Source organism: Candidatus Omnitrophota bacterium (assembly GCA_023819145.1).
Taxonomy (GTDB): domain Bacteria; phylum Omnitrophota; class Gorgyraeia; order DTHP01; family DTHP01; genus JBFWKV01.
Map to the genome: position 1 here is coordinate 86,303 of JAMWCW010000004.1, position 17,744 is coordinate 104,046.

Genomic DNA, 17,744 nt, shown 5'->3' on the forward strand with positions numbered 1-17,744 from the left:
TAAGCCTATAATTAAGATTCAACTTTACTTTTTACTTATTTATTCAGGTAATCCTCGAAACTAATCCTTCCGTAAATTTCTTCACGCACTGCCCTAATCCTTTCATTAATATAAGGATGGGTTCTACCATAAAGAGGTCGAATGGGTTCCTTCTTTTTTATTTCTTTAAATTTTTCTAAAAAAGATAAAGCTCCTTCAGGATTAAAACCTGCCTTCTGCATAAAACGGACTGCGAGTCTATCTGCCATAAATTCATCTTCGCGGGAATAGGAAAGCATTAATAAATCTAAGGCGGTGCTTGTTCTCCTTATAGTCTCGGTATCTGGAGCACCAGCTTTGGCTAAGACCATTAGAATGTTAAAACCTAAATTCTTTTTTAATAAATCCACGGAATGCCTTGCCACAATATGGGATATTTCGTGGGCTAAAATATAAGCAAGTTCATCATCATTACTCACTTCTTCTAATAAACCACTAAAGACATATACGTATCCTCCGGGTAAAGCAAAAGCATTCTTTTCATCTTTATCTAATACTTTAAAATAATACAAGATGCTTTTACGGTCAGATGACTGAACGAGGCTTTGCCCAATTTCATTTACTCTTGATTGCAGTAATAAATCTTCAGAAATCTTAAATCTATCCTCTACTTGTTTTGTAAGCGCTTTGCCTATCTTTACTTCTTCTTCATCACTCATAAAAATAAATTCTTCTTTTCCAGTGTAGGGATTAAATTGCGTGGCACAGGCACTTGTAAAAAAAGCGAGGAAAAGAAACAAAAATTTGTTTTTCATTATTATAAAATTTTACCAAATGAGGTGATGGGTTTGCAAGAAAATTGGAATAAATTAAGCGCTTAAACTTTAATTTTATCCAGACTCTTGATTAAATCATCAAGTTTGATACTGGGGTCTACCTGTTTAATCTCCTCTGCCAGCTTGATAACTTTTTCTTTTAACTTTTCATTGTGAGTCTTTAACCAGAGAGAATATACATCAAGAAGAACATTTTCTTTTTCTTTCAGAGTATATTTTGCTTCATATTCACGAAATCCTCGTAGGAATTCGAACCATTCATTCACAGGTAATTGACTGTATGGAAACATTTTTGTCTCCTTTAATCTTTAAAAATCCTTTTATTCTTTCCATAATAAGTATAACACAGAATACCCAGACTGTCAAGGGGTATGAGTTGAATTTATTTTTTCCAATAAACAAAGGAAAAAACCTTCCATTTCTAGAGTAGGGAGGACTCTTGAACAATGGTGAATTTCAGGCAGAAATTCGACTCCTTGCCATTTTCTTAGCCCAGGAACAATGTTCGGTGGAAGATTAAGTTTTATCTTTTGGGTGATTATTTTTCCTTTAAACCTTTGTAAAACCCAGTTTATCACTCCTTCATTCTCCTCTGGAGAGAAGGTACATGTAGAATATAAAATCTTCCCTCCCACCTTCGCACTTTGAACAGCAGAAAAAATGAGTCTTTTTTGCTTGCGTACCATCTCTTTTACTTTGTTCTCCTTCCAGAAAAGAAAAGTTCTGGGATTAGTGGTATCAAAACGACCCTCACTAGAACAAGGTGCATCTAATAACACTTTATCAAAATGTTCTTTATACTTAAGCCAGATATTTTCCCCTCTACATAAAACAGCTTCAGTATTATTAACTCCTTGTTCTTTCAGATTATTAAGCAATTTGAAAAACCGTTCTTTTGACTGCTCTACCGCAACAATCCTACCTTGATTATGCATTAACACTGCCATCTGAGTAGTTTTACTTCCTGGTGCAGAAGTTAAATCCAATACAATTTCTCCTGGTAAAGGAGCTAAAACCAAAGGCGGAAGCATACTGGAGAGACCTTGAATATAGATGTAACCTTCCTTATAAAGTTCTGATTCCATGAGTTCTTTCTTTCCTGCATTCTTCAAGATAAAAGCCTCGGCGTACCAAGAAACCTTTTCTATTCTGAAACCCAACATTTTTAACTTATCCACCGCTTCCCGAGGATCAATTTTCAAAGAGTTTATCCGAAAAGTCGTGGGCTTTTTCTCTGTGAAGGTATGCATCAAGTTAGGAAATTTAATTGAGGGGAAGATTAACCTCATTCGTTCTATGAAATCAGTAGGTAGCTTATAAACTGCATTTTTCATAAATGAATACTTATCTTGATTAAAAAATCTCAATGTCTATCTCAGGTGAATTCTTAAGTGTATTGTGAATAGGACAGTTTTTGACAAAGTCAATAATCGCACTTTTTCTCTTATCTTCAAGACGCCCTTCTTTAATATCAATACTTATTTTGATATTTCTAAAGCAAAGAGGTTGTTCACGAGGAATTTCACCTTCTGCGGTTATTTTGAATTGGGAGATATCCAACTTGGCATTTTCTAAATATTTTTGAAAATAAACCCCTATACAACCTGCTAAAGATGATAAAAATACATCGGGAGGAGTCATCCCTTTACCCTTTAAATCAATATTGAACAGATAGTCCTTAGATTTGGCAATAAAAAATGTGTTTCCTCTATGTTCTAATTCTACCCTGTACATACTAAACCTCCTTTCTGCAAAACTTTCTGTTTAACTTATGGTTTAATTCTTTGAGCATTTGAAATTTATTATACTCTCCCTTATAAAGCGGAAAAACAGAATTATTATGCCACAAAGGGTCAAGGTTTGTATCTAATTTTGCACGGTTATATTCATAAGTGCCGGGAACAGGAGAATACTCTTCAAGATAAACCCTCGCTTTAAAAGAATGCGCAAAATAAATAGACTCCTCTATTTCTTCAAATGGTTGTCCTGGAAGTCCTATAAGGAGATATATTCCTATATCGGAAGAACTGTATCCTGCCTTTTTCAAGAGTTTAACTGCTTCAATAATCGTTTTTTTATTTACCTTCCCACCGGTTAACCTCTGTCTATTGAAAGAAACGCTTTCTAGTCCTAAACGAGGCTGAAGAAAATTTGTTTTTTTCATAAGATGGGCAAGTTCTTCATCTAAAAAACAGGCATTTAAACCATTAGGAGTATGGAAATTTAATGGGAGTTGGTATTCTAATATTTTCTTAAGAATAATTTTAATATGTGTATCAGCTTTATATAAAAGAGCATCGTCATAAAAAGCGAAGTTTTTTATCTTTAGTTTCTGATGGAAGTATACAATTTCAGAAAAAATATCTTCAGGATTATGCTGATAAATCTTAGGTTCCAACAAATACCAACCACAATAACTGCATTTAAATGGACAACCAGAGGAAGTTCTTAAAGCTATATATTCATTTTTGGAGTAAATTTCATAATAAGGGGGTAAATAAATAGAATTTATATCATAAGTAAAATCTTTGGAAAGAATCTTTCCTAACAAGATCAATAATTCTTTAAGGTCTCCTCCTTTAAAAACAAAATCTGCCCTGCTGTATTCTAAAGCATGATGATAACATAAGGTAGCATAAATACCTCCTAAAATAATGGGCACCTTAGGATAATTTTTCTTTAAAATTTCTAAAACTTCGAATACTCCTTTATACCAATAAGTCATTCCCGAAGTAACTAAAATAATATCTGGTTTTTTAAATTTCTTTAGTAGTTTTTTGAAAATAATAGGAGGCATTCCATAACGTTTATATTTTCTCGGTATATCCTTAAATATAGATGGTTTCTCTACTTCCTCCGCATAATATTTTCCGATACCACAAATACCTTTATCAGTGATGCGGTTTATCATCTGGGGATGAAAACGGTCAAGACAATCAATAAAGCGAATTTTAAAACCTAAATTTGAAAGTAATCTCGCAATCTTTAGAAACCCAATGGGCTTAGAAAATAAATCGTAACAAGCAAAATCATAAATCCAAGGATTAACCATTAATACACACACTTCTCTTCCCATACTTTAAAAAATTTTACATCTAATAAAGAAAAACCATTTAATTATTTAAATTATCAATGCATAATAATTAATGTTTTTTAAAACTATCCAAACATTCAGCTAAAGCGATAAAATCTTCTATACTCAAAGTTTCAGGTCTTCTTAGGGAATTTATTTTTGCTTTCCTAAGAGCAATCATTAATTCTTCTCTTTTATAACCCAGTTTACTCTTTAACAAAGCATTAATTATTTTTTTGCGCCTATTCTGGAAAGAAGAGCGAACAATGGAAAAGATTTTTTTTTCTATATCTTTTTTTGTTCTCGGTTTTTTTATAATTTCTATTTTCAAAAAACAGGAATCCACTTCTGGCCGGGGAAAAAAACAATTTCTTTTTATGGAAAAAAGGATGATTGGTTTTGCATAGAAGTTAACAAATACGGTTAGGGACCCATAACTTTTCTCACCAGCTCTAGCAACTATTCTCTGTGCAAGTTCTTTTTGTAAACTGATATATATAGAATCGATGTATTCATGATTCTCGATTAGATAAGAAATGATGGGGGTAGATATATAATAAGGAAGATTGCCTATTACCTTTAACTTCTTATAAGAGGAATGTTCTTGATGAGGAAAAGGAAATTTAAGAATATCGGTGTTTATTAATTCTAGATTCTTAAAAGAACGAAGTCTTTCTTTGAGTATTTTACAGAATGCTTCATCTTTTTCTACTGCATAAACAAACCTCGTTTTTCTACACAATTCTTCAGTAAGAGCACCTAGCCCCGGCCCAATTTCCAAAACTGTATCCCTCTTGGATAGTTGACAAACTAAAATGATTTTTTTTTGGATATTCTTATCAACTAAAAAATGTTGTCCCCAAAATTTCTTAGGAAAAAGATTATAAATATGGAAAATCTCGGTTAATTCAGAAAGAGAGAGCATTGCGAGATAACTGATAAGTCAGTTTTATTGCTTCATACATAGAATGAAAAGAAGCAATACCTTTTCCGGCAATATCAAAAGCGGTTCCATGTCCGGGAGAGGTGCGAATAAAAGGAAGTCCCAAAGTTATATTCACGGTGTGTTGGGGATCAACCATTTTCACCGGAATCATTACCTGGTCATGATACATACCTATAATACAATCGTATTTATTATCTCTATAATTTGAGAACAGACCATCAGCAGAATATGGGCCAGAAATATTTGCTATATGCTCTTTATTAATTTTTTTAACCGCAGGAATAATTATATTTTTCTCCTCCACTCCCAACAACCCTCCTTCTCCGCCATGGGGATTAAGAGAACATATCGCTATGCGTGGCAAAGAAAGATAAAAATATTTTTTAATATACTCTGCCACAATTTTAATACCTTTAAAAATATAAGAATAATTTATGAGACGGTTAACCTCCTTTAAAGAAATGTGTCGTGTTAGAGGAACTACACGCAGATATCTATTTGCCAACATCATCATAACATTTGTTATTTTAAAAGAAGAACTAAGATATTCAGTATGTCCAACAAACCTTTTCCCCGACCTGTTTATCATTTCTTTACTCACGGGAGCGGTGACTAAAGCAGAAATTTCTTTCTTCTTTAATAGACGAATTGCTACATCAATGTAATCCAGCGCAGCCCTGCCATATTCAGGTTTACAGAACCCCGGTCTAAAACTTTTGGGAACGTTATTTAAATCAACTAACACTATATTACTTCTTGAAAATAGATTCCTTATTTTAAAGAGAAGTAAATATCTTTCCAGAACACATCTATCGCCAATAATCAGAAAATTAATAGGTAATTTCTGTAGTGACAACTTGTCTACTGCCTTAATTAAAACCTCCGGACCAATTCCCGCGGGGTCTCCCATAGTTATACCTATGGTTATCCTATTCATTTATCTGGATAAATGCTTTCTCTTTCAACTCAGCAACCCAATTATTGAATCTTTCGTCCAGTTTACGTCTATAGAGCATATTTCTAATATCTAACTGCACATCGGCAAAATTCAATGTTTTACCACGTATATACTCATCCACCTTGAATAAATAGAATCCACCCTCGGTTTCAATCCATTGGGATATGTCTCCAGTTCTTAGAGAGAAAATAATCTCTTCTATCCGTGGGGAGAGCTCTCCTCTCTTAATTTCTCCCATTATTCCACCTTTAAAAGCAGTAGTTCCTTCGGAGTATTTCCTGGCAACTTCCTCAAAAGGCGTATTTTCTTCAAGTAGGATACTGATTTCATCCAGCCTCTGCATAATCTCTTCAGAGGAGCGCCCCTGTTTATAAACAAAAATATTTTTAAGTTTCACTCTATCAGGCTCCCTAAACTCTTCACTATGTTCTTTGTAAAATTCCTCTACCTCCTGAGGGGTTACTACTATTTTATTCCTTACTTTGTTAAAAAATAGTTTTTGCAAAATTATTTCATACTCAAATGACTCCCGCAAGTCATCGATGGATAAACCTGATTCTTTTAAGCCTGAAAGAAACACTTCTTCGGTAGGAAATTTTTTCTTTACATTATCCAGCATCTCTTTTATTTCCCCCTCCGTCGCTGAAATATTTTCTTTCTTTGCTTTCTCCCTAACAAGCTTGTTTATGATAAGCCTATCGAGCAAGGTTTTTTCCAATTCTTTTTCCTCTTCTTGGGTTATATCCCCTTTTCTATTCTGCTTTATCTGATAGATTAGAAAAGTTTTTTTGTGCTCCAATTCACTTTTAGTAATTAATTCATCATTTATTATGGCTACAATACGATTCTGACTTGACTCGTTTTCTCCGCCACAAACCATCTGCGAGAAAATAATTACAATAATAATCGTTAATAAAATATTTTTCATTTCAGACCAATTGTTGAACTATAGTGCGATGGTTCTTAACATTACTATTCACATATTCTTCCTTATAAGTCTGGAGACGATTTATTGCTTCTCGAAGTAAACGACAGTATAAGTCAAAACCTATTTGATAGATATAACCATGCTGTTGTGTCCCAAGGATGTTTCCAGCACCTCTTATTTGAAGGTCTTCCAAGGCAATTTTAAAACCAGAGCCTAACTCTGTATGTTTTTCAATCGCCGATAACCGCTTCTTTGCCTCAGAATCTAATACTGCTCCTTTAGATACGAGAAAGTAGGCATATGCCTTTACGTTAAACCTTCCCACCCGTCCTTTTAATTGGTAAAGGTCTGATAAACCAAAATGATCAGCATGATTTACTAAGATAGTATTTACATTAGGTATATCTATACCTGATTCAATAATAGTTGTGCAGACGAGCACATTAAATCTTTTCTCTATAAAATCTAACATTACTTTTTCCAGCATGCGTTCAGGTAATTTTCCATGTGCAACTCCAATACTTGCCTCAGGAATAATTTGAGATAATCTTCGGGCAATTTTTTCTATGCCCTCTACCCGATTATGCACAAAGAATACCTGACCGTTCCGCCCTAACTCGTTAAGAATAACTCGACGAATAAAACCTTCATCATATTCGCAGACGCGTGTCTCCACAGGCATACGCTCCTTAGGAGGGGTGTTGATTACAGACATATCCCTGGTTCCCATAAGCGCCATGTAGAGTGTGCGAGGAATAGGAGTAGCGGTTAGAGTAAGCACATCAACAAGGAGTCTTAATTTCTTCAATTTTTCCTTATGCTCTACTCCAAAACGCTGTTCCTCATCAGTAATTACCAAACCAAGGTCTTTGAATTTTATGTCGGGAGAAAGGAGTCGATGCGTCCCAATAACAATATCTATAATCCCTTTATTGAGAGCTGTTACAATTTCCTTTTGCTGCTCTTCACTGCGAAACCTACTAAGCATCTCTATATTAACAGGAAAATGTTGCATCCGAGTTTTAAATGTATGGTAATGTTGTTCTGCCAGAATTGTAGTAGGAACCAATATGGCAACCTGTTTATTATCCATAACTGCCTTAAAAGCAGCACGTAAAGCAACTTCAGTCTTTCCATACCCCACATCACCACAGATGAGCCTATCCATAGGATAAGGTGATTCCATGTCTCTTTTAACTTCTAAGGTTGCCTTTATCTGATCAGGGGTTTCCTTATAAGGAAAACTTTTTTCCAATTCCTTCTGCCACGCTGAATCCGGTGAAAAAGAAAAACCGGTGAGTATTTTCCTCTTAGCATGCATCTCCAATAACTCTTGCGCTTTTGACCATATTCCTTTACGCGACCTTTCCTTTACTCTCTGCCATTCTTTAGCCCCCAAGCGATACATACGTGGAGGTCTGCCTTCAAACCCAATGTATTTTTGAATCAAATGCATATCCTGCTGAGGAACATAAAGCTTAGCTCCATCTTTATATCTTAATACAAGACAATCCTGAAATCTATTCTTATCTAAACGAATTTTTCTTCTGCCTTCGTATATCCCAATTCCGTAAATTACATGCACCACATAGTCACCCGGTTTTATCTCTACAAAATTCTGGATAGGGAAATTTTCATCAAACCTCTCATAAACTGTCTTTATGTGATGGGCTTTTTCAGAGCAAGGGAGAATGATAATTACTTCATAATAACTAAATAATTCTCCCGTAGCAATATTAAATCCTCTTAAAGAATCTATTTTCTTTTCATCCCATACAATTTTTACGGGAGACTCGAATGTAACAGGAAAAATCTCCACTACTTCCCCACGATAACAAAAATCTCCTTCTTCGTCCACATCATCTCGCCGCCGGTATCCTAAATTATTAACGCAACGAATAAACTCTCCCTGGTGAATTTCTTGACCTTTAAATATCTTGAGCATATCAAACATTTTACATCTTCTCCGGCAAAGATATACCCAGAAGTTTTAGCCCATTTCCTATAACAACACCTACCGCCATAGCCATGATTAATCTAGTATAACTTTTCTCTATGTCGGAATCAATAATTCGATAACGTGCATAGTACTGATGAAAAGTTTTAGCCAACATCTGAAGGTAAACTATAAGAATGTTGGGCTCAAGATTACGTTCTACTTCTAAAATTATATAATGAAACTGATGTATGAGACGGATAATATTCAATTCCTCTTCTTGAAAATGAGAAATTAGCAAATCTATAACCTTAGAATCACTTAAGATTTTATCCAATTCTATTCCTCGTTCGCGCGCATGTTCTTTCAAACTGTTGATCCGGGCATGGGCATATTGAAGGTAATAAACGGGATTTTCTGCAGAATCTTTTTTGGCTAAAGCGATATCAAAATCTAAATGGCTATCCAAACGACGACTTAAGAAGAAGAATCTCGCTACATCTTTGCCTATTTCTTTTACCACTTCTTCCAGAGTGATAAAGGTCCCTGCACGCGTAGACATAGGGACGACTTTCCCATTTCGATAAAGATTAGCCAATTGAACAATAAGAATTTTTAATTTTTCCTCATCATACCCCAAGGCTTTTACCGCTGCTCGTAAACGAGAAATGTACCCATGGTGGTCCGGACCCCAGAGATTAATGAGCCAATTGAATCCACGTTCATATTTATCTTTATGATACGCAATGTCTGAAGCAATATATGTTAAACTACCGTCTGATTTCCGAACAACTCTGTCTTTATCATCACCAAAAAGAGTGGATTTAAGCCAAAAAGCACCTTCTTTATGGTAAATAAATCCTTTCTCTTCCAACGATGCAATTACTTCCTTAACGCACCCTGATTTTATTAAGAAAGATTGACTTACCCAGTTATCAAATTTGACCCCAAAATTTACTAAATCTCCTCTTATTATTTTTAATATTTCCTCGCAACCAAAGCGAATGAAAAAATCCCGGGTTTCAATATCCCATTCTTTAAATCTTTCTCTATCCAAAGGAATTCTTTTGGCAATTTCAAATATGTAATCTCCTTTATAACCATCAATGGGGAAATCTTTTTCTTCTCCAAGTAATTGCCGAAATCTTACCCAGATGGACTTGGCTAAATTATCCATCTGAATTCCTTCATCATTTATATAATATTCCCTCTCTACCTTATATCCTAAAAAAGAGAGAACATTTGCTAAAGCATCTCCGATAGCTGCCTGCCTTCCGTGAGCTATGCTCAAGGGACCGGTAGGGTTAGCACTTACAAATTCAACTAGAACAGAAGAACCTTTACCATAATCGGAACTTCCAAACTTATCACCTTCAATAAGGCAATTGATGACTTCTCTATAAAGATATTTTTCTGATAAAAAGAAATTAATAAATCCTGGAAGACGAAAATCGATTTTCTTAACTATATTCTTTAAAAAGGAATCCTTCTCAATCTCTCTCTCTAACTCCAACAGAATATTATTCCCTATGTTTTGAATATCATCTTTCAATAAGTTAGTTAATTTAAAGATAATATTAGAATATAAGTCACCGTGACTTAACTGGTGGCAAAGAAACAGCTCAATATTTAATTTGGAATCTTTTAATTGAGGGAAACGGTATTTTATGGAATTTTCCAAACAGGATTTTATTTTTGGATATAAGATTCTACTCATAAGAAATTATTCAGAATTCTATAGTGGGGGCTTCGCCCCAGAGACGGTCTAAATCGTAGAATTTTCTGGTTGGTTCATAAAAGATATGGACGATGATATCGCCGTAATCAAGTAAAATCCACGTGGAAGAAGCGCCTTCTTGATGCCATGGTTTAAAACTCCGCAGAAGAAGTTCTTCTTTCACTGCCTCACTAATGGCCTCCATTCTTTTTAAGGAAGCCCCTGAACAAATAACAAAAAAATCGGCAATTGTAGAAATTTTCCGAATATCAAGAATTCTTACATCGTCTGCTTTTTTAGCTATACATAACTTAGCGATAAAAATTGCTTTTTCGTATGAATTTATTTCTCAATCACCTCCTGGTTATAAAAGCAATTTTTATTTCTGGATTCTAAAAAGCGTGGTTCCACAATCAGGACATTTACCTTTCACAGCATTGCGCCCATTTTTTAAGGTTACCTTCTGGGCATCCTTCATTTCTTTCTTTGCCTTACACTTCACACAGTATGCTTCCATCTTCGACTCCTTTTGTTAAGAGGGTTATTAATTTTACAGTGTAATTAGTTTATCACATAAAACTCTTTTATGTCAATAGCCTAATGCTGTCACTATTCTTTTGAATTCGGCATTAATCTTTCTTGGAGGGGTAACCGTTCTCATTACCAAATCAGGATCTTTTAGACCGTGACCGGTAAGGATACAAACTATTCTTTTTATTGATTTGGAAAATCTTAAATCCCGGGAACGGAAATATCTTTTCTTTATGAGTTTCAATAATCCTGCAACAGAGGCTGCAGAAGCTGGTTCAACAAAAATGCCTTCGTATTGGGCAAGAAGTTTATATGCCTCAAGAATTTCGCTATCCGAAACTATATCTATAAAACCACCTGATTCGTCTTTTGCCTCTACTGCCTTTTCCCAACTCGCCGGATTGCCTATACGTATAGCGGTAGCAATGGTTTTAGGATTTTTTATCACTTTGCCCCTAACAATAGGAGCAGCTCCTTCTGCTTGAAAACCAATCATCTGCGGAAGCTTTCTAATCTTTTTATTTTGATGGTATTCTTTATAACCTTTCCAATAAGCAGTGATGTTACCTGCATTGCCTACTGGAATAATGTGAAAATCGGGTGCTTCTTTTAAAACATCACAGATCTCAAAACTGGCAGTCTTCTGTCCTTCTATACGATAAGGGTTTAGAGAATTTACTAAAGTTATGGGATATTTATGGGTAATTTCACGAACTATTTCTAAACATACATCAAAGTTACCCTCTATCTCTAAAACCTTTGCCCCGTGGACCAAAGCCTGAGAAAGTTTACCCAACGCAATGTAACCGGAAGGAACAAGTACAAAACACTTAATCCCCGCACGTGCGGCATAACAGGCAGCAGAAGCAGAAGTATTCCCTGTAGAAGCACAGATAATGGCTTCTGCTCTATCTTCACATGCTTTAGAAACAGCTACAGTCATCCCCCGGTCCTTAAAAGAACCAGTGGGATTAAATCCTTCGCATTTAAAGTAAACCTGAAATCTTTTTCCTAATAACTTACCGATGTACCTTGAAGGAACTAATGGCGTATTTCCTTCTTTTAAGGTGATAACCGGAGTTTTTGAGGAGACAGGCAGATATTTTTTGTAGTATTTTATAACCCCCGGCCACTCTATTTCTATATTCATGGATTTAACTCTTCAATTCTTATTGCCACAGGTTTGTCTCTTACCACCGCAAGTTTCTCAATCATCTCCAAGGCAGTGCGCAGATTCTGCTCTTTTGCTTCGTGGGTAATAATAACTACCGGTACAACTCTTGCCCTTCTTCTTTCTTTTTGATTAACGGAAGCGATACTAATTTTCTTTTTTCCTAATATACCAGAAATCTTGGCAAGCACCCCAGGTCTATCAATAGCCATGAAACGAATATAGTAACGTGATTCTACATCCTTAAGAGGAAGCAATCCTTTTATTCCCTGCGGGTAAAATAGATTAAAACGATTATAACTAATACCCGCAACAATACCCTTGGCTAAGTCTACGATATCACTTATAACCGAACTGGCAGCAGGCATCTGTCCCGCTCCAGCGCCATAAAATATAGTCTCACCTACCATATCTCCATCAACGTATACCGCATTATGGATCCCTCTGACTGAAGCTAAAGGGTGTTTTTCTGGGATGAGCGTTGGGTTTACCCTTATCTCAAGAAGCCGATTCTCTAATTTAGACACTGCTAAAAGCTTTATTACATAACCCATCTCTTTGGCATAAAGGATATCGAAATAAGAAATATTAGAAATACCCTCTATATATATCTTCTTTATATTCACATGGTATCCAAAGCCTAATAAAGTAAGTATCAAGAGTTTATGAGCTGAATCAATCCCTTCTATATCCAGATAGGGATTTCTCTCAGCATAACCTTTATCCTGCGCAAGTTTTAAGGCATACCGAAAATCAAAACCTTTTTCGTACATTTCTGTAAGAATAAAATTTGAGGTTCCATTGAGAATCCCTAAAATAGAAATGATTCGATTGCCAATAAGACTCTCTCGGATTGCTTTAATTATGGGAATCCCTCCACCAACACTTGCCTCAAACCCTAAACTTAAACCTTTTTTATGAGCTAAAGAAAAAATTTCTTTTCCCTCTTCAGCTAAAAGAGCTTTATTGGCAGTAACTACATGTTTATTATTATTAAAAGCAGAAAGAATATATTCCTTTGCCGGATGTATCCCCCCAATTAATTCCACCACTATATCTATCTCTGCATCATTAAGAACATCTATGGCATCTTTAGTAACCATTGCTGAAGGAAGGTGTAATTTTCTAATCTTTTTTTTATCTATTTCACAAACCTTCTTTAATTTTAGTTCAAACCCTAATTTATTTTTCAAATAATTTTTCTTTTCTAAAAGCGTTTTTGCTACGCCTTCTCCTACAGTTCCTAAACCCAACAAACCAATATTAATAACTTTCATTTATTCCCCCCTAATTACAATCTAAAAAAGAATCTCAAAAAAGAAAAATCTCTCTGGGAACCGATTCTTTTAAATTGTAAACTAATCATAACCAATAAAATTCCCAAGAAAATGAGCAAAAAAGCGACGATTATCGACAAAAGTTTTGGATAAATGGCAATAAGTACACCACAGATAATCAAAAATATACCTATAAGCATAGTGAAAATATAATACCAGAAGAATAGTTTTTAAGCAAGGATTTTTTGAATAAGGTAGGAATGATATAAACTTTCAGGTATAGATGCAAAACTAAATATGCTCGGCTAGTTCCTTGGTTAAGCTTAAAGCTACCCCCCTATAGCAAAAGTATGGTTGTCTAAAATAACCAGATCACTGGGTAGGGCTCTTTTTTATGCGGCTAATCTTCTATCCTTTAATAATAATATAATATATAATCAATCATCCTTTGGATTTCTTCTAAAAGCTCCCTATCCCTCTCGCTATCACTCCTCATGCGCTGTATTTCAACTTCCATTGCGGCGCTTACTTTGTAAAGCGAGGAGGCGTTTAAGTATTCGTGATATATATTATTATATATAATTATAGAGATGTCTCCAACCGCTTTTTCGCGAACTACTCGGTTGTCATCGTTAAAGCGAGTTACTAGCTTTAAAGTCAAATCCAATTTCAGAATCTCATCATTCAAGTGAAGAATAATCCGCCAGGCAATAGCATCAATAGCAAGAACACGAATTGAGGGATTATTATTATTTAGCTGGTCTGCAACTTTTAAAGCCAGAGTTCTTTTTGCGGATTCATCGCTTAAGGCAGGCATTATATCTCTTACCCGGAAAATTATTTCTCCTCTAATATCATCACTAAGATCATCATTATCTAACTGTTCGGCTAAACGGCTAACTAAGTCTTGCTGGGTAGGGCCGGTTGAGGAAATTATCTTTTCAATGATTTTATCAAGCGCTACTCTTCGTCCGGCGATAGGACCTGTTAAGCCTGCAAATAAAGCATCTTCATCGCGCAAATCAGGGTCTTTTGCCCTGCGTAGAAAATCTGCGTTACCGTCAATACTTGCAATTTCACTACAACCTAAAACTACTGCAAAAAGCAAAACCGATACTAAAAACAACCTACAAATCCCTGAATATCTCATTCTCCCCTCCTTTGTATAATGTTTTTAATAGTCCTAAAATAAGTATAACAGCACTTCATAGAGTTGTCAAGGTAGGGAGATTTTTTTACTTTATACCAAAATATTTCCTTTTCGTAAGTGGGAAAATTTTTTTTGGGGGGGGGGGAATGGAGAGTTTTTGGGGAGGGATGTATTTCTGGTTATATAAGAGCGGGCATCTTCAAGGCAGGGTGTTTGACTTTTTCCAAGAAAGGAAGAAGTTCCTCCATACTTGTAGCCACGGTTTCATCGGCAATTTTATCTAAGAAGTCAGGGGTATTTTCTTCTTTTGCTCTTTTTTCTAATTTTTCTCTTAATTCTTCTTTCAATTCCTTGGGCATCCAGACAATTCTTAAAAAACCTCCTTCTGCAGAGATAAATTTTTTACTCACCATATAAAGCTTACCCACACCTAAAAAACCAGGCGTCTGCACTCCTCCGCCTACAGAACCAGCAAGAGTAGTAAAAGTCATACCACAAGGAGTCATCCCAGTATAGTCTCTGTTTACAATCATTACGCCATTTGTCTCAGGAAGAACCGCCACAATACACTCAAAACAACCACAGGAGGTTTGTGGTGAGTCCATAAGTGAATACATACTCACCTTTTCCACAGTACGATTTGATTTTTGATGAATAAATTCATTAACATTTTCCCATTGGCCTAATTTAGAATCAATAACTTCTCCTTTTAAAATGGGCTGATTTGGACCAGAAGGCATAATTTCATAAGAAGCTTTTGCATCTAACCAAGAATAGGCTCCACAAAGTCCTAAACGCTGGGGAGTAATAATACAAACATGATTGGGAGCAAAACTTTGACAAAGTGTACAAGAATAAAATGTGTCTACATTCTCATCGGTCATTTCTCCAATTCTTGCATCTCGCTCTTCGTATGTCTTTTTCGCTCCTATAAGTAAGTTTTCTATTTTCTTTAACTCTGTATAAATTTTAACTTGCAACTTATCCACGATCGCTCCGTATTCTCGATGAAACATTGCATGGAGAATTACTCCTATATGCTTAAGGCGAAAACCTTTATCAAATGCTTCGCGTGATATTCTTATCCAATTCATATCTCTTTGCCCGATATGCATTATACCTTGAGCATAGTTTATAAAACGATGTATCTGACGTTCTAAAATGGGCTCAAAATCCTTTTCCATTTTTCTTCCAGAAACCTCTACAATTATCGCTAAGGGCATAATTTTATCTTTTAAGGAATCTATATCCGAACCAAAGATTTCGATTTTTCCATCTTCTATTTCATTGAGTTTACGAGAAACAAGATATTCAAAGGACAAACTTTTCCTTCCCCCAAATTCTACATAGAGATTCTCTTTTCTTACTCTTTCTCCTTCAAAAGCAGGAGCATAAGCAATAGGGATATTGATAGCAATAGTTTTTACTTTAATACCCCGTGTTAAAATACAGCTTTCTACTATCTTCTTATAGTCTCTTTCGGTTACTAAAGCTTCGTGTAAAGTAGTTTCGAGTTTTCCTATTTGAGGAACATCTAAATTGGTAATAATCGGTATTCCTAAAGCAATAACCCCTAACCCTGTGGCTACTAAAATTTCATCTATATGTCCTAAAAGAAGCACAAAGGCAGGAACTCTATTTTTAATGTATTCCATAATTTGTTTCCAGTCTCCAGGTTTAATTCCCCCGTAAATAAGCGGAGCCCTAATAGCGAAATTTACCGCATAAATTGCTGATAAATAATCTTCCCCCAAGCTGACAATATATTCTTCTAAACCCAATTCTACTTTTTTTTCTTCAAGTTGTTTTTTAAAAGTTTTTCCTTCTATATTTCCTACCAATAAACTAACGATGGATCTTGTTTGAAATCCTCTAATTATATTTTCTGCTATATCCTTATTAGGAGTAGTACCAAGGATTACAGAAACTCCCGCAATACGCCCATCCACAAGCTGTACTCCCAAAGAACGAAGTATGCGGTCGGGAATAAAACCCAAGAAACCATCTTGAGGATGTTCCTTATTAAGAGTTTTAATTCCTGCGATTATTTCTTCACACAATAAAGTAGCCATTCCTTTATTAAATAATCCATCTAAATAAGAAATAAAAAGTCCATTTTTAGCAGGTTGATTTTTATCCAATTTTTTGACTTCTTCAAAGACGGTAAGTAAATCATCTAATGTTTTTACTTCTATATTAAGCAGAGCGTAAGCTAAAGGAAAATAGTAATTAGTTTCTGGAAAAGAAATTTCTTTTCTCTTTCCATATTTCTCTATATTCTTTTCTATCTCTTGTTGGGTAACTGCTAACAGTTTTTCTAATCCCTTTTTACCTAAATTAATAATAACATCTAAAGACATCTTATCCCCCTTTTATTATCCTAAATAATCAAGAATTTTAGGAACGATTTTATTCCAGCCGATAGGCATAATGTGAATCCCTTGACACATTGGTTTTATTTCCCTAATAATTTCTACAGTTATCTCTATCGAAGTGGATACTTTATCTTGGGTACTTTCTATTCTTTTTATAATTTTTTCAGGAATCTTCACTCCGGCTACATTATCATTCATATAACGCGCCATTTTTGCTGATTTTAATAAAACAATGCCTGCTAAAATAGGAATTTTAAAAGGTTCTACTTTTCTAATAAAACTAACAAAAGAGTCAATATCAAATACTGCCTGTGTTTGAAAAAATTGGGCTCCTGCTTTAATTTTCTTCTCCATCTTAATGATCTCTGGCTCCAATGGGTCAGCTCCGGGGTTAACCACTGCTCCCGGAAGAAAATTTGGTTTTCCTTCCAAAAAATTACCCATCATATCTTTACCTTCGTTAAGGATATTAATCACTTCCAGAAGATGTACCGAATCAAGGTCAAAAACTGGCTTTGCATGGGGATGGTCGCCTAAGTGGGGATGGTCTCCAGTTAAAGCAAGAATATTTTCTATCCCAAATAAAGAGGCAGTTAAAAGATCTGATTGTAGGGCAAGTCGATTCCGGTCCCTACAGGTTAATTGGAATATAGGCTCAAATCCTCTCTGTTTAAGAACGATACACATTCCTAATGAACCAAGACGCATCACCGAAGATTGCAAATCGGTAACATTAATAGCATCAACCCTATCTTTTAGAACCTCTATCTCTTCTAAGAGCCTATTTACTTCGGTTCCCTTGGGGGGAGCGATTTCTGAAGTAATGATGAATTCACCTTGTTCAAGTTTATCTCTAAATGCCATCTT

At 35.2% G+C, this 17,744-nt stretch carries 18 protein-coding genes; all 18 read right to left on the minus strand.

All coding sequences use genetic code 11. The annotated features are described in order from the left end of the window. Window positions 1-35 precede the first annotated feature (35 nt). Entirely contained in the window at window positions 36-794 is a 759-nt protein-coding gene (locus NC818_03325) for a M48 family metalloprotease (GenBank protein MCM8783792.1), read from the minus strand. 62 nt (window positions 795-856) lie between these two features. Beyond that, window positions 857-1,105, minus strand: coding sequence for a hypothetical protein (locus NC818_03330; GenBank protein ID MCM8783793.1), 249 nt, complete (start codon window positions 1,103-1,105; stop codon window positions 857-859). A 72-nt stretch (window positions 1,106-1,177) separates the two neighbouring features. Continuing rightward, a complete protein-coding gene (locus tag NC818_03335) occupies window positions 1,178-2,149 on the minus strand; it encodes an RsmB/NOP family class I SAM-dependent RNA methyltransferase (GenBank protein MCM8783794.1) in 972 nt (323 codons plus the stop codon). Window positions 2,150-2,168: 19 nt separating this feature from the next. Then, entirely contained in the window at window positions 2,169-2,549 is a 381-nt protein-coding gene (locus NC818_03340; protein MCM8783795.1) for an OsmC family protein, read from the minus strand. Between the two features lies 1 nt (window position 2,550). Further along, a complete protein-coding gene (locus tag NC818_03345; GenBank protein MCM8783796.1) occupies window positions 2,551-3,891 on the minus strand; it encodes a radical SAM protein in 1,341 nt (446 codons plus the stop codon). 67 nt (window positions 3,892-3,958) lie between these two features. Beyond that, on the minus strand, window positions 3,959-4,813 hold the full coding sequence (gene rsmA / locus NC818_03350; protein ID MCM8783797.1) for a 16S rRNA (adenine(1518)-N(6)/adenine(1519)-N(6))-dimethyltransferase RsmA: 855 nt from the start codon (window positions 4,811-4,813) through the stop codon (window positions 3,959-3,961). Further along, window positions 4,797-5,771: a 4-hydroxythreonine-4-phosphate dehydrogenase PdxA gene (gene pdxA, locus NC818_03355; GenBank protein MCM8783798.1), complete on the minus strand. Its 975-nt coding sequence runs from the start codon at window positions 5,769-5,771 to the stop codon at window positions 4,797-4,799. The genes rsmA and pdxA overlap by 17 nt, the downstream gene beginning before the upstream one ends. Then, entirely contained in the window at window positions 5,764-6,720 is a 957-nt protein-coding gene (locus NC818_03360; GenBank protein ID MCM8783799.1) for a peptidyl-prolyl cis-trans isomerase, read from the minus strand. Before NC818_03360 ends, pdxA begins: the two co-directional genes overlap by 8 nt. 1 nt (window position 6,721) lies before the next feature. Beyond that, complete coding sequence (mfd, locus tag NC818_03365) at window positions 6,722-8,674, minus strand: transcription-repair coupling factor (GenBank protein ID MCM8783800.1); 1,953 nt, start codon at window positions 8,672-8,674, stop codon at window positions 6,722-6,724. 1 nt (window position 8,675) lies between these two features. Beyond that, the gene (argS, locus tag NC818_03370; protein MCM8783801.1) at window positions 8,676-10,373 is read right to left on the minus strand and encodes an arginine--tRNA ligase; all 1,698 of its coding nucleotides are present in this window, start codon (window positions 10,371-10,373) and stop codon (window positions 8,676-8,678) included. Window positions 10,374-10,383: 10 nt separating this feature from the next. Further along, entirely contained in the window at window positions 10,384-10,641 is a 258-nt protein-coding gene (gene rsfS, locus NC818_03375) for a ribosome silencing factor (GenBank protein MCM8783802.1), read from the minus strand. A gap of 111 nt (window positions 10,642-10,752) precedes the next feature. Further along, window positions 10,753-10,890 carry a DUF5679 domain-containing protein gene (locus NC818_03380; protein ID MCM8783803.1) on the minus strand — a complete coding sequence of 46 codons (138 nt, stop codon included), beginning with the start codon at window positions 10,888-10,890 and terminating at the stop codon, window positions 10,753-10,755. A 72-nt stretch (window positions 10,891-10,962) separates the two neighbouring features. Then, on the minus strand, window positions 10,963-12,054 hold the full coding sequence (gene thrC / locus NC818_03385; protein ID MCM8783804.1) for a threonine synthase: 1,092 nt from the start codon (window positions 12,052-12,054) through the stop codon (window positions 10,963-10,965). Beyond that, entirely contained in the window at window positions 12,051-13,352 is a 1,302-nt protein-coding gene (locus NC818_03390; GenBank protein ID MCM8783805.1) for a homoserine dehydrogenase, read from the minus strand. Before NC818_03390 ends, thrC begins: the two co-directional genes overlap by 4 nt. 14 nt (window positions 13,353-13,366) lie before the next feature. Continuing rightward, window positions 13,367-13,552: a DUF3096 domain-containing protein gene (locus NC818_03395; GenBank protein MCM8783806.1), complete on the minus strand. Its 186-nt coding sequence runs from the start codon at window positions 13,550-13,552 to the stop codon at window positions 13,367-13,369. A gap of 215 nt (window positions 13,553-13,767) precedes the next feature. After that, on the minus strand, window positions 13,768-14,502 hold the full coding sequence (locus NC818_03400; protein ID MCM8783807.1) for a hypothetical protein: 735 nt from the start codon (window positions 14,500-14,502) through the stop codon (window positions 13,768-13,770). Window positions 14,503-14,681: 179 nt separating this feature from the next. Then, a complete protein-coding gene (acsB, locus tag NC818_03405; protein ID MCM8783808.1) occupies window positions 14,682-16,862 on the minus strand; it encodes an acetyl-CoA decarbonylase/synthase complex subunit alpha/beta in 2,181 nt (726 codons plus the stop codon). A gap of 15 nt (window positions 16,863-16,877) precedes the next feature. Further along, window positions 16,878-17,741, minus strand: coding sequence for a methylenetetrahydrofolate reductase (locus tag NC818_03410; protein ID MCM8783809.1), 864 nt, complete (start codon window positions 17,739-17,741; stop codon window positions 16,878-16,880). Window positions 17,742-17,744: the final 3 nt, after the last annotated feature.

Excerpts from the sequence above, each read along its gene's own strand:
- argS (MCM8783801.1), bottom strand. The coding sequence starts at position 10,373 with ATGAGTAGAATCTTATATCCAAAAATAAAATCCTGTTTGGAAAATTCC.
- NC818_03345 (MCM8783796.1), bottom strand. The coding sequence starts at position 3,891 with ATGGGAAGAGAAGTGTGTGTATTAATGGTTAATCCTTGGATTTATGAT.
- NC818_03400 (MCM8783807.1), bottom strand. The coding sequence starts at position 14,502 with ATGAGATATTCAGGGATTTGTAGGTTGTTTTTAGTATCGGTTTTGCTT.
- thrC (MCM8783804.1), bottom strand. The coding sequence starts at position 12,054 with ATGAATATAGAAATAGAGTGGCCGGGGGTTATAAAATACTACAAAAAA.
- mfd (MCM8783800.1), bottom strand. The coding sequence starts at position 8,674 with ATGTTTGATATGCTCAAGATATTTAAAGGTCAAGAAATTCACCAGGGA.
- NC818_03340 (MCM8783795.1), bottom strand. The coding sequence starts at position 2,549 with ATGTACAGGGTAGAATTAGAACATAGAGGAAACACATTTTTTATTGCC.
- acsB (MCM8783808.1), bottom strand. The coding sequence starts at position 16,862 with ATGTCTTTAGATGTTATTATTAATTTAGGTAAAAAGGGATTAGAAAAA.
- NC818_03330 (MCM8783793.1), bottom strand. The coding sequence starts at position 1,105 with ATGTTTCCATACAGTCAATTACCTGTGAATGAATGGTTCGAATTCCTA.
- pdxA (MCM8783798.1), bottom strand. The coding sequence starts at position 5,771 with ATGAATAGGATAACCATAGGTATAACTATGGGAGACCCCGCGGGAATT.
- NC818_03380 (MCM8783803.1), bottom strand. The coding sequence starts at position 10,890 with ATGGAAGCATACTGTGTGAAGTGTAAGGCAAAGAAAGAAATGAAGGAT.
- NC818_03335 (MCM8783794.1), bottom strand. The coding sequence starts at position 2,149 with ATGAAAAATGCAGTTTATAAGCTACCTACTGATTTCATAGAACGAATG.
- NC818_03390 (MCM8783805.1), bottom strand. The coding sequence starts at position 13,352 with ATGAAAGTTATTAATATTGGTTTGTTGGGTTTAGGAACTGTAGGAGAA.
- NC818_03395 (MCM8783806.1), bottom strand. The coding sequence starts at position 13,552 with ATGCTTATAGGTATATTTTTGATTATCTGTGGTGTACTTATTGCCATT.
- NC818_03360 (MCM8783799.1), bottom strand. The coding sequence starts at position 6,720 with ATGAAAAATATTTTATTAACGATTATTATTGTAATTATTTTCTCGCAG.
- rsmA (MCM8783797.1), bottom strand. The coding sequence starts at position 4,813 with ATGCTCTCTCTTTCTGAATTAACCGAGATTTTCCATATTTATAATCTT.
- NC818_03325 (MCM8783792.1), bottom strand. The coding sequence starts at position 794 with ATGAAAAACAAATTTTTGTTTCTTTTCCTCGCTTTTTTTACAAGTGCC.
- NC818_03410 (MCM8783809.1), bottom strand. The coding sequence starts at position 17,741 with ATGGCATTTAGAGATAAACTTGAACAAGGTGAATTCATCATTACTTCA.